This window comes from Allorhizocola rhizosphaerae (genome assembly GCF_003426775.1).
GTDB classification, from domain to species: Bacteria; Actinomycetota; Actinomycetes; order Mycobacteriales; family Micromonosporaceae; genus Allorhizocola; species Allorhizocola rhizosphaerae.
The window spans coordinates 1-11,517 of sequence record NZ_QJUG01000251.1 but is presented as its reverse complement, the minus strand read 5'-3'; the positions used below and the strand labels follow the sequence as shown (position 1 = coordinate 11,517).

At 69.1% G+C, this 11,517-nt stretch carries 12 protein-coding genes; 5 read left to right on the top strand and 7 right to left on the bottom strand.

Going from position 1 to position 11,517, the window contains the following annotated elements; all coding sequences use genetic code 11:
- The 5 genes from DM816_RS35405 to DM816_RS35385 all read right to left on the bottom strand — a co-directional run.
- The coding region (locus DM816_RS35405) for a tetratricopeptide repeat protein (RefSeq protein WP_425455311.1) at positions 1-1,473 on the bottom strand (1,473 nt) is incomplete at its 3' end.
- A gap of 39 nt (positions 1,474-1,512) precedes the next feature.
- On the bottom strand, positions 1,513-1,875 hold the full coding sequence (locus DM816_RS35400) for a peptidase inhibitor family I36 protein (protein ID WP_117214827.1): 363 nt from the start codon (positions 1,873-1,875) through the stop codon (positions 1,513-1,515).
- A gap of 15 nt (positions 1,876-1,890) precedes the next feature.
- Entirely contained in the window at positions 1,891-3,399 is a 1,509-nt protein-coding gene (locus DM816_RS35395; protein ID WP_117214825.1) for a hypothetical protein, read from the bottom strand.
- Positions 3,396-3,917, bottom strand: a complete 522-nt coding sequence (locus DM816_RS35390; protein ID WP_117214823.1) for a hypothetical protein — start codon at positions 3,915-3,917, stop codon at positions 3,396-3,398. Before DM816_RS35390 ends, DM816_RS35395 begins: the two co-directional genes overlap by 4 nt.
- Positions 3,914-4,489, bottom strand: a complete 576-nt coding sequence (locus tag DM816_RS35385) for an RNA polymerase sigma factor (protein ID WP_246002542.1) — start codon at positions 4,487-4,489, stop codon at positions 3,914-3,916. The genes DM816_RS35390 and DM816_RS35385 overlap by 4 nt, the downstream gene beginning before the upstream one ends.
- 100 nt (positions 4,490-4,589) lie before the next feature.
- Between DM816_RS35385 and DM816_RS35380 the strand changes: the two genes are divergently transcribed.
- Entirely contained in the window at positions 4,590-7,418 is a 2,829-nt protein-coding gene (locus tag DM816_RS35380; RefSeq protein WP_117214829.1) for a DEAD/DEAH box helicase, read from the top strand.
- Positions 7,415-8,308, top strand: coding sequence for an SWIM zinc finger family protein (locus DM816_RS35375; RefSeq protein WP_117214821.1), 894 nt, complete (start codon positions 7,415-7,417; stop codon positions 8,306-8,308). Before DM816_RS35380 ends, DM816_RS35375 begins: the two co-directional genes overlap by 4 nt.
- A gap of 4 nt (positions 8,309-8,312) precedes the next feature.
- On the opposite strand, the gene DM816_RS35370 is transcribed toward DM816_RS35375, so the two are convergent.
- Complete coding sequence (locus DM816_RS35370) at positions 8,313-8,615, bottom strand: hypothetical protein (protein ID WP_211588997.1); 303 nt, start codon at positions 8,613-8,615, stop codon at positions 8,313-8,315.
- Positions 8,615-8,833, bottom strand: a complete 219-nt coding sequence (locus tag DM816_RS35365; protein WP_117214817.1) for a hypothetical protein — start codon at positions 8,831-8,833, stop codon at positions 8,615-8,617. Before DM816_RS35365 ends, DM816_RS35370 begins: the two co-directional genes overlap by 1 nt.
- 156 nt (positions 8,834-8,989) lie before the next feature.
- Here DM816_RS35365 and DM816_RS35360 point away from each other — a divergent pair, with 156 nt between their 5' ends.
- From DM816_RS35360 to DM816_RS35350, 3 genes are all read left to right on the top strand, one after another.
- The gene (locus DM816_RS35360; RefSeq protein WP_117214815.1) at positions 8,990-9,301 is read left to right on the top strand and encodes a PadR family transcriptional regulator; all 312 of its coding nucleotides are present in this window, start codon (positions 8,990-8,992) and stop codon (positions 9,299-9,301) included.
- Between the two features lie 2 nt (positions 9,302-9,303).
- The gene (locus DM816_RS35355; RefSeq protein ID WP_117214813.1) at positions 9,304-10,347 is read left to right on the top strand and encodes a hypothetical protein; all 1,044 of its coding nucleotides are present in this window, start codon (positions 9,304-9,306) and stop codon (positions 10,345-10,347) included.
- Between the two features lie 65 nt (positions 10,348-10,412).
- The gene (locus DM816_RS35350) at positions 10,413-11,291 is read left to right on the top strand and encodes an isopenicillin N synthase family dioxygenase (protein ID WP_117214811.1); all 879 of its coding nucleotides are present in this window, start codon (positions 10,413-10,415) and stop codon (positions 11,289-11,291) included.
- Positions 11,292-11,517: the final 226 nt, after the last annotated feature.

The window sequence follows — 11,517 nt, the reverse complement described above, 5'->3', positions numbered from 1 at the left end:
GGCCGCACGGGCCGCCGCCGGGTCGGTGTCGAGCAGCGTGCGGGCCAGGCCGGCCAGCGCGGCGACGCGAATCCGCAGGTTGCCGTCCTCCTCGGCCAGCCGCGCGGCTGTCTCGTATGCGCCTCGGGCGTGGTCGAGCCACCCCCGTCGGCGGTAGACCTCGGCCATCCCGAGCTCGGCGGCGGCCGGGCGGCGTGCACCCATCCGGCGGCACAGCGCGGCCGCCCGCTCGTACTGCCTCATCGCCTCGTCGAACCGGCCCAGCATGGTCAGCGCGTCACCCTCGTGGCACAGCGCGATGACGCGCAGGTTGGGGTGCCCGGCGCATTGGTAGGTGCGCCGGGCAGCCTGCAGCGCCTCTCGGTACCGCGACTCGCACAGCAGCTGGTAAGCCCGGTGGCTCAGGATCCGGGCCCGCAGCACGACATCGCCCGACCGCTCGGTGATTTCGAGTGCCCGCGCGAACAGGTCGGCCGCACCGCCCGACACGGTCCGGCACAGGGCGAGGGCCACATAGGCGCCCGCAAGTGCGAAGTCGTCCCCGTCGTCCGTCGCCATCCGCACGGCCTCCTCGGCCAGCGAGGTGGCCGTGGCCACGTCGCCGAGCTGCAAATATGCGCTCGCTCTGCCCGATGTGGACGCTGCGGTGGGAGGTGCGCGGTCGAACGCCTTGATGGCGTTCCACGGGTCGCCGCGCAGGTTGTGCACGGTGCCCATGCGCAGCGCGAGGGCCGCATCCCACTCCCGTTCGGCGTCGGCGACCAGGCTGTAGGCGTTGCCCGCGCTGATCACCGCGCCGGTCATGCACAGCGCGTCGCCGAGCAGGAGTTGCCTGCTTCGGGAGCGTGCGGCGGGTGGCAGCGCGCCCAGCAGCTCCACGATCAGGCCCGCGTGGCCGGTCGGCAGCAGCGCCTGGCCGTGCGTGTCGAGCAGGCGCAGCCATTGCGCCTCCTCACCGGCGGACGCGTAGGCGCGCACGGCGGAGGCGATCAGGCCCTGCTCCTCATACCACCGCCCGGCGCGCACCAGCGTGCCGATCGCGGGCGGCTTGCCCAAGCGCACCGACCGTGCCACGACCGGGATCACCGCGCCGTCGCACAGCAGCTCCTCGATCTGGTGCAGGGACGGTCCAAATCCGAGTGCCGTGCACAGCTCGTCGCTGAGCGGGGCGAGCCCCGACAGCTCGGCCAGCATGCGTCGCGCACGGCCCGGCAGCCTCGACAGCAGCTCGGCCGTCACGGCCGAGGCGAGCCGGGCGGGCAGCGGTCCGTGCGCGATCCCTTGCGCGGCAAGCCTTTCACCGTATCGCCGGATCAGGCCCGCGTGCCCGCCGGTGGCCTCGTGCACCTGGTCGGCCAGGCCGGCGTCGGTGAGCCCGTACGCGGCCGCGAGCAGCTCGGCGCTCTCGTCGGGGGTGAGCGGACCGGCCACACCAGCAGCGTGCCGGAATCCGCGCCGGGCGATTGTCGCCATTGCGTCGGCTGTACGGTCCGACAACCGACGCGAGATCGGTCAGTGCACCCGCACGCTGTTGGGATAGACCCAGATCGAGCCGTAGCCGGTCCTGCCGTACATGAACATCCAGGAGCCGGTGCAGTCCGTGCCGCCGTACAGGTCCGCGGCCTGGTAGTGGGTGTTGATCGCCGAGCGGGCGCGGCCGCCCCAGCCGTGCGCGACGAGGTCGACGCACACCGGGCCGCCCGTGATCGACGACACCGTGAACCGGTTGCCGCCATAGTTGGGTTGGTCAAACAGGCACAGCGTGTTGGTGAACGGGCACGCGGCGGGCGGATACGCCAACGCCGGCGCGGGAGCGGCCACGACCGCCAGTGCGACACTGCACACGGCCGTGAGAAGGAATCGAGCCAGCTTCATATGGAGATCCTACGATCACACGCTTGAGGCCCGGTATGCCCGGATGACCGTCAGCTCGGCGGTGTTGCCCGCGCTGTCGACCACCCTGCCGCGCAAGGAAACCCACCCATCGTGCGGCTTCGTCAGCTCGTGCTGCCAGGTCACACCGTCGTCATAGGACACCTCGACGTGCGAATCGACGACGGCGGCGTGGGCCGCGCCCGGATTGCGTTGCACGGTAATGTTCAGCCGATCGGCTGGATCGAACCGGATCACCTGAATCGGCAGCGCCACCGTGGTGTCCCCGCCGTCGTAGCGGAACGTCCACGTGGCAACGATTTTCGGCGAGAACGGGGTCTGACTCTGCTCGACCTCGGTGCTCATCCGGTAGACGCCGGGCCTGGGCGCACCCTCCGCGTAGCATGAACCCGCCCGATCTGAGATGCAAACTTCCAACCCGTTATGGCGTACCGCCGTTAGCGCCCGGTCAGCCGTGATGAAGCCCATGACATCGGGCGCGGTGCCGTGCATCGGCACCCTGATGCTCAAGCCATTCGGCCCCGCCTTGGCATAGCCGGGCGGGTCGGCCGGCGGCAGCGACGGCCCGAACACGCCCCCGCCGTTCCACGTCTCGCTATAGCGTTGCCCAGCCTCGTACCGGCGCGCGACTGCCTGCTGAGCCCAGCTCGGCGGGTTCTGCGGGTCGAACTCCGGCTCCAGCCCGATCATCCACTCGACACCCGTCGTCGTGTAGTACTCCGTGCGCACGCCCGGCAGGCGCACGGGCAGCGGTGCGCCGAACGGAATCCGGGCCTGCGGTTGGCGGGAGTGCGCAGCGAGCGCGAGCTTGTCGGCCCGCGTGTGCCCGCCCAGCGGCCGGTGGCTGGTCCGGACCTCGGCCAGCTGCTCGCGGCCGACCGCGCGGGAGCCGGTGTAGGGCCGGCCCGGCGTGAACCACGCCAGCGTGTAGGAGTAGGGCGAGTCGAGGAAACCGCCGTCCGGGTCCGGTTTGGCCAGCGTGACCTGCATCGAGCCGACGAACCTGCCCGCCGGAGCGTCCGGCCCAACCTGAGCCGTGCCCACGCGCGCGAAGTCCTGTAGCGGCAGGCCGGGGATGATGACGCGAGGGACTCCGGTGCGTGTGATCATGTCGCCGCCGATGACGCCGTTGAACAGCTTGGCCCCGCGGTGTGGCACGGTGACGTCGATGGGCCCTGTGGTGCGGGCGTCGAGGGTGATGGTGGTGTCGCGGTGGACCGCGAGCCATGGCGCGGTCACCCGGTCGGTGCGCTCGCCGGACTCGATCGTTGCGTGCAGGTAATAGCGGCCGCGGGGAGTCGTGATGCGTACCCGTCCGCTCGGATCGCTCGGCGTCTGCTCCGCGCCGGTGTCGTAGCCGGCAAGGAACAGTCGGTGGTCGCCGGCCGGTTTGCCGTCCCGGCCGAGCACGACAATCGTCAGCTGGTGTTCGCGTGGTTCGGCGGCGAACCCTGTGCCGGCCACGAGCGCGATGGTGAGCACGATGGCGAGCGCGTGGCGGTTCATCGGCCCGCTCCCGCGTCAACCGGCTCGCAGGGTGCGACCGGGCCGTCGGCGATGCTCGCCTCAAGGCTGGCGACACCCTCCCCACCCGAAGTCTGGAGCACCAACGCCTTCCCGCCCGCGAATTCGTTGGGGTGGAAGGTGAAGATGGCCACAGGCCCGCTGCGCAACTCCATTGTGGACGGATAACCGCCGGTCGCCTCGCGGAATCGGGGCTTTTTGCACGTCTTGCCCGGTGGCAGATAGTCGACAACGGCCGGAATCCCCGCCCGCTCAAGGCTGCGCTTGAGCCCGGAGGCGTCGTCCAGCCGCGTGATCTCCACCCGGATCGTGTCGTCGGGCTGTCGTTGCACGGCGTAGGCCGGCGCGTCATGGGGCACAAGCACCATCGCGGTCACCGCCACCACAGCCGCGGGCACGAGCGCGAGCCGCCACGCGAACCGTGTGCGCGCCGGGGCCGGTTCGCGTTCCGCGACAACCTTTTTGAGCTCGGTGAGCAGGCGCTCCTCGAACGTGTTCATGGCATGACCTCCGTTGGCGTTTCGGTTGGGCTCAGGTGCCGCTGCATGCGGCGGCGCGCACGGTGCAGGCGCATCCTCGCCGTGCCCAGCCGGATGCCCAGCACCGTGGCCACGTCCTGGATGCTCAGATGATCGAGTGCGACCAGTTCGAGGACGGCCCGATCGCCGTCCGAAAGCTCGTTCATCGCGCGATGCAGCCGGCGCGCCTGCGCCTCGGCGTCGATGCGGGCCTCGATATCGGCGATGTCCGCCGAACCGGTCAGCGCCCGGCCCGCGATCCGGCTCGTGGCCCGCAGGCCGCGTGCCTGCCGGCGCAGCTCAGAGTTGACAACGTTGCGGGCGACGCCGTACAGCCACTGCACGGGATCGCCCCGGCCGGCGCGGTAGGTGTGCGCGGAGTCGATCACCGCGAGGAAGACGTCGGCCGTCAGGTCCGCCGCCAGATGCGCATCGTCGACCCGGCGCGCGATGAACCGCTGTACCAGGTGAACATGCTCGCGGTAGAAGCCTTCGAACGCGATCGGGTCGTGCCCGATCCGCGCCATCCGGCCGCCGGTCGGTTTGCTCGTCACCCGATCACCTCATGCAGTTCGACGCGCCCTACACCTGTACTTGGTCGCAGCGGCCACCGCGTCACCGGCTCCGGGACGCGCGACCTATATCCTGGTGCTCGTGCTGGTCGTGCATGGTCTGTGGAGATCGGGACGCCTGGCGCTCTGGGCCGAGGACTCGACGCTGCCGACGTCTCCGGTTTCGCAGGAGCATCCGTTCGCGGTGCGGCCCGAGCTGGACGGCGAGCCCGGTTCCGCGGAGCTGATGCTGCCGACGGTCGCGGGCCGGCCCGCCGATTCGCCTGAGCTGGTGCGCGACGAGGAACCGGTGGGCGGGCCGGTGACGCTGGCCGCGTGGACCGTGCCGACCGTCGAGTTCGAGGCGGACGAGGCGCTGGTCATGCTGTGCGAGGTGCCGCCGGAGACCGTGGTGGCGGGCGCGTCGGTGCGCCATCTGTGCCGGGTGTCGGAGTTTGCCCGCGACCTGGTCCGGCGCGGGCGCGTGCTGCCGTGGGTGGACGACGACGGCCAGGCGGCCGTGGGGCACCGTCGCTGCGTGTGGCGGCCCGTGCTGACCGGGGCCGACGCCGACTGGGCCCGCTCGCTGGCGATGGCCCAGCCGCCCGTGGCGCGCGCTTTTACCCCGGTTGAGGACACGCTCAACGATCTCGTGGACGCCGCGGCCAAGGCCGTGCTCGGTGACGACCAGGCGTGGCTGCGCGCGCTGCCCGCCGATACGGCCGAGCTTCAGGCGGCGTTGCGGGCGTGGCAGCGAGACGCCCACGGCAGCGCCGTGCGCGCCTGCTTCCGGCTCATCGAGCCGTCGGAGGAGGACGGCACCGACTGGCGCATCGAGTTCGCGCTGCAGCCCACCGACGAGCCGAGCCTCGTGGTTCCGGCCAGGCGGGTGTGGAAGGGGCGGTCCCTGCCCAAGCGGCTGGCCAAACCGCGCGAGACCCTGCTGGCCGAGCTCGGCCGGGCCAATCGCCTCTGGCCGCAGCTTGAGGATGCCCTGCACACCGCGCAACCGTCCGAGATGGAGCTTGACGCGGGGCGTGCGCACTCGTTCCTGCGTGAGGCCGCGCCCCTGCTGCACACGGCCGGGTTCGGTGTGCTGCTGCCCGGCTGGTGGGGCAAGCCCGGCTCCCAGCTCGGCGTGCGGATAAAGGCCAAGCAGCGGACGGCACCCGGAACCGTCGCCACGCAAAGCGGTCTCGGCTCGCTGGTCGACTTCGAGTGGCAGTTGGCCCTCGGCGACGAACCACTGTCCGAAAAGGAGCTTCGCGAGCTGGCCAAGCTCAAGACCCCGTTGGTGAAGGTGCGCGGCCAGTGGATGGAGCTGGACGCCAAGCGCCTGGCGCAGGGGTTGAAGCTGTTGCGCAGCGGCGGCCAGATGACCGTGGCCGACCTGTTCCACCACGCGCTCGGCACGGACGACGAAGACCGGTTGGGCCTGCCCGTCACCTCGGTCACGGCCGACGGCGAGCTCGGCGATCTGCTTTCGGGAGCGCCCCTGCGGCTCATCGAGCCGCCGGAGACGTTCGTGGGGGAGCTGCGGCCCTATCAGCTGCGCGGGCTTTCGTGGCTCGGATTCCTTGAGACGCTTGGGCTCGGCGGGGTTCTCGCCGACGACATGGGCCTTGGCAAGACGGTGCAGCTGCTCGCGCTCATGGCCGCCAACCCGGGGCGGACGCTGCTGGTGTGCCCGATGTCGCTGGTGGGCAACTGGGAGCGCGAGGCGGCCCGGTTCACGCCGAAGCTTCAGGTGCATGTGCACCACGGCGCGGCCCGTGACATCACGCAAATGGGCGACGCCGACCTGGTGATTACGACGTATTCGGTGGCATCGCGCGACGCCGCGCTGCTGAGCGAAATCCCTTGGCACAGGGTGGTTGTTGACGAGGCCCAGGCCATCAAGAACGCGGCCACGCGTCAGGCCACGGCGATCCGCTCGCTGAAGGCGGCCAATCGCGTGGCGGTGACCGGTACCCCCGTGGAAAATCGGTTGGCAGATCTCTGGTCCATTATGGAGTTTGCCAATCCCGGTCTCCTGGGCCCGGCCGCGACCTTCAAACGCACCTACGCGGTGCCGATCGAGCGGCACGCCGACGATGCCGCCGCCGAGCGCCTCAAGCGGATCACCGGCCCGTTCGTCCTGCGCCGCTTGAAGACCGACAAGACCATCATCACCGACCTGCCCGAAAAGCTTGAGATGGAAGTGCTTTGCAACCTGACCGCGGAGCAGGCATCGTTGTATCAAGCGGTGGTTGACGACATGATGGATAAAATCTCATCGAGTACCGGGATAGAGCGCCGCGGTCTGGTCCTGGCCACGATGACCAAACTCAAGCAGGTGTGCAACCATCCGGCGCAGTTGCTGCACGACGGGTCTCGCCTCAGCGGACGGTCCGGCAAGCTCGCCCGGCTTGAAGAGATCATGGAGGAGATCCTCGCCGCGGGCGAAAAGGCGTTGCTGTTCACGCAATACGCCTCCTTCGGCGCGATGCTGCGCTCGCACCTGTCCGCACACTTTGGACGCGAGGTCATGTTCCTGCACGGGACGGTAAAGGCCGAGGAGCGCAGCGCGATGGTGCGCCGGTTCCAGTCGGCGAACGACCCGATCTCGATGTTCGTGCTGTCGCTCAAGGCGGGCGGCACGGGCCTCACGCTCACCGCCGCCAATCATGTGATTCACGTCGATCGCTGGTGGAACCCGGCCGTGGAGGACCAGGCGACCGATCGCGCGTTCCGAATTGGACAGAAGCGCAACGTGCAGGTGCGCAAGTTCGTCTGCGCGGGCACGGTCGAGGAGAAGATCGCCGGGATGATCCGCGACAAGCGAGGGCTGGCGGGCCGGATCGTCGGCACGGGCGAGCAGTGGATCGCGGAAATGTCCAATGCGGACCTGCGCGACCTGTTCGCGCTGGAGCACGGGGCGGTGTCACAATGAGCGAGAGCCTGCCCGAGCGAATCAACAGGCAAGCGCCGCGTAGAGCAGCGAAGGGAGGCCATATTAGTAGCCAGCCTTTCCCCTATGGCAAGACAGTCGCGGTCGAGGGCGGGCTCAAGGCGCGCAGCACGCGCGGGGCGATCGGCGAAACCTGGTGGTCCCAACGGTTCATCGCGGTGCTGGAGTCGTTCTCGCTCGGGACGAGGCTCACGCGCGGGCGCAACTATGCGCGCAAGGGACAGGTGCTGGCGCTGTCGGTCTCGCCCGGTGTCGTCGAGTCCACGGTGCAGGGGTCGCGCGCGACCCCATACAGCGTGCGCATCGGGTTGCCGGTGCTGGCGGGCGACGCGTGGGCGGCGGTCGAGGCGGCCATCGCGTCGCAGGCCGTCCACAGTGCACGACTCCTCGCCGGCGAGATGCCGCCCGCGCTGGAGGAGGTGTTCGCGTCGGTGGGTGCCCCACTGTTCCCCACCAAGCTCGACCAGCTCGCGATGTCGTGCTCGTGCCCCGACTTCGCCGTGCCGTGCAAGCACATCGCGGCCACGTTCTACCTTCTCGCCGAGGCCTTCGACGACGATCCGTTCCAGATATTGTTGTGGCGCGGGCGCTCCCGCGATGCTCTGCTGGCCCACCTCGGCTCGGCACCTTTGGCGGAAGACGAGCCGATGCCCGCGTCGCCTTTCGCCGACGTCGTGCTCGCGCCGGTCGAGGAGATGCTCGACCGCTTCTGGGTCGCGCCGGTGCCCCTGCCGGAACGCCCGCCCGTGCTCGAAGCAGCCCCCGACCTCCTGCTGCGCCAGCTCCCCACACCCGGCGCGGCCCTGGGCGGCGCCTCGCTCATCGCCAAACTGCGCCCGCTCTATGAGCGTCTCGCGTCCGAAAAGGACTGACCGTTTAACGACCCTGGCGGAATCGGGCCTTGTCGCCGTCGACCCGCAAGAGGAAGTTGGTGATGGCAGCGCTTCCGTCGCTGGGCTGCAGCACGAGACCCGCCGTGCAGAGGGCTTCGTCGGCTGCCCTCGCGGCATGGATGTCGCCGCCGAGCCACGCGTCGCGTGATCTGTCGACGAGCGGTCGCACGTGCGGCCAACCGGGGCCGGCCTGGAACCGGCAATCAGACCAGAACATGTCTTGACTCTCGAAGGTCAATACTCCGATCACGCGGTCGCCCTGCTTGAGTTCCCAGCTTTGCTCCATCACCTCGTCCGTTCCTGCCCGTTTCCGAAGCCGAGCACGAGAAGGTTTTCGCCGTGGCGGGTCGCGGTCAGGCCGCTCGCAGCGATGTCGGCCAGGAGTTCGTCGCCCCGGATGAGCGGGGTGACGGATTCGTTGGCTGCCTCGCGCACCAGGATGTCACCCTCGAACACGCGATAGGTTTGCGTGACACGGCTCGCCTCGGGGCCGGCGGGCTGCATGGCCGTCCAGCGTTGGTAAGTGTGGCGGCCGATCGTGAACGTCTTGGCGAGACGTTCGGGGGGAGGAGCTGGGCTCGGTCGCGTCGTAGTGCCAGTCGAGCACGGCCACACCGCCGTCCCTTGCGAATATTCGTGTAAAGCGAATATTCTCGTCGCATGACGGAGGCAACGTTTCTTGTCTTGACGGCCCTGGCCGAGCAGCCGCAGCACGGTTACGCGGTGCTCGAGGACGTCAAGCGCATCTCCGAGGGCAAGGTGAAGCTGCACGTCGGCTCGCTCTACGCGGTGCTGGAGCGGCTGGCCAAGGAGGGGCTTATCGAGGTGGAGCGGGAGGAGGTCGTCCAATCCCGACTCCGGCGGTACTACCGGCTCACCGGAGCCGGCGTGGCGGCGCTTGGCGAGGAGATGGCGAGGATGAAGCGGCACGTGAGCGTCGCCGAGGCACGACTGGGATTGGGGGCGGCGTAGGCATGTCCAGTTTGGAGAGCCGCTATCGGCGGCTGCTCGCGCTCTACCCGGCCGATCATCGGCACCAGTTCGGCGACGAGATGCTCGGTGTGCTCATGAGCAACGCGGGTGACCGGCAGCGGAGGCCACGGTTCGGGGAGAGCGTCGACCTCATGTGGCACGCGCTGTGGCGCCGGATCGGCCGGGCCGTGCGGCCGCGCGCGCACGGGCACTGGTCGCTGGCCGCGTCGGTGGTCGGCGTGGTCGGGTCGCTGTCGCTGTTCGCGATGCACCTGCGCCTGGTGGCGGGGGAGCAGGCGTGGCAGATCCACCACAGCATTCCGGCCTGGCATTCGCCGGACGGGTCGGTGCTGGCCGGTGCCGTCGCCGGGCTGCTGACGCTCGCCGTCCTGTTTGGACCGCGTGGGCTGGTCATCCCGGCGGCGTGGGGCGCGGTGCTCGCCGAGGGCTACGCCGCCTATATGTCGCCGCGCTTCAACCTGGGTGACAGTGTGGTTGTGGGCGTCTGGGCACCGCTTCTGCTCATGTTGACCACGGCCGTGGCATTGTCGCTACGGCAGCCCGCGCGGGCTGGCCTGCGGTTGCTCGGCGGACGGGGGGTGATCGCGCTCGTCGCGATCGCGCTGGCGGTGAGCAGCTCGATGGCGGTAGAAGCGATGCTCACCCGCGTGAATCGCGTTGACAAGTGGTTGTATGTGACGGCCCTACCCTTCGGAACCGATGTGCGCCAAGCTTTTCTGGCGCTGATGATGGTCGCGGGCATGGCCGTGCTGTGGTGGCGGCTCGACGGGCCGGTGCGACGGCGCGCGATCGTGATGCTGGTTCCCTCGGGTGTGCTGTTTCTGATCGGCCTGCGGATCGGGGGGTTCCCCGTGGACTACCCTGAGGCGTGGGTCACCTTGACGCTCATTGTGACCTTCGTCGTGCTCTGCCTTGTGCTCGTGAAGTGGTGGGAGCGGATGATGCACCTCGTCGAGCTTGGGCGGCAGGCGGAGCGGGCGGCCGCGAGTGCCGCCCGCGATGAGACCACACCCGCGGCGGATTAGCGCATTAGCGGTTCGAAACGGTGAGGCGGTCCCGGTTGGGCCGCTCACCGCCGTAGGATTTTTGGATGAGTACGCTGCCAGTGATCGACTTGTCGCGGCCGATGCACATGATCGCGGCCGAAATCGACGCGGCGTGCACATCGAGCGGATTCTTTTACGTGCGCGCCCACGGCGTACCCACATCATTGATAAAGGCCTTGGAAGACGCGGCGCGGGACTTCTTCGCCTTTCCCGAGGACGTCAAGCTGGGGATTGCCATGCGGCACGCGGGGAAGGCATGGCGCGGATATTTTCCGGTCGGGGCGGAGCTCACCTCCGGCAAGCCCGACTTGAAGGAGGGGCTCTACTTCGGCGCGGAGAGCGACATCGACCGGCCGCTGCACGGGCGCAACCTGTTCCCGGACGAGGCGGTGCCCGAGATGAGATCCGCTGTGCTGTCCTATATGGATGCTGTGGCAGCGGTGGCACAGCGGGTGATGCGCGGGGTGGCGGTCGGGTTGGGCCGGGACGCGGAATACTTCGCCACGGGGTGGACGGCCGATCCGACCATCCTGTTTCGCATCTTCCACTATCCGCCGCAGCCGCCTTCGTACGACGGGTGGGGCGTGGGCGAGCATACCGATTACGGGCTGCTCACGTTGCTGCTGCAGGATTCGAGTGGGGGTCTGCAGGTGCGCACGGCCGACGGGTGGATCGACGCGCCGCCCATCGAGGGCACGTTCGTGTGCAACATCGGCGACATGCTGGCGCAGCTGTCCGGCGGGCGCTATCACTCGACCCCACACCGCGTGCGCAACACCAGCGGCCGGGACCGCTACTCGTACCCCTTCTTCTTCGACCCGTCGTTTGACGCCCATGTGCCGCCGCGTCCGGGGACTTACGGTGACTACCTGACGGCAAAGGTGGCCAGGGTGTTTCCGGAGCTTTGGCGGGAGACAAGCTAGAGGCCTGTGCGGGGCGCTTTATCCGGGATATTGCACGGCTGAGTGTGCGCTTGCACCGCAACATCCGGGATATTGTCGCTGTGCGAGCGAAAACCGGTGCATTATCCGGGATCCTGCGCTCAATCGATCAAGCTCCACGACAACATCCGGCATATTGTGGGCGGGCGGGTGGGTCGCGGTGGGAGGGGACAATGGCCGGGTGAAGGGGATGGTCGTTCTTCCGCCG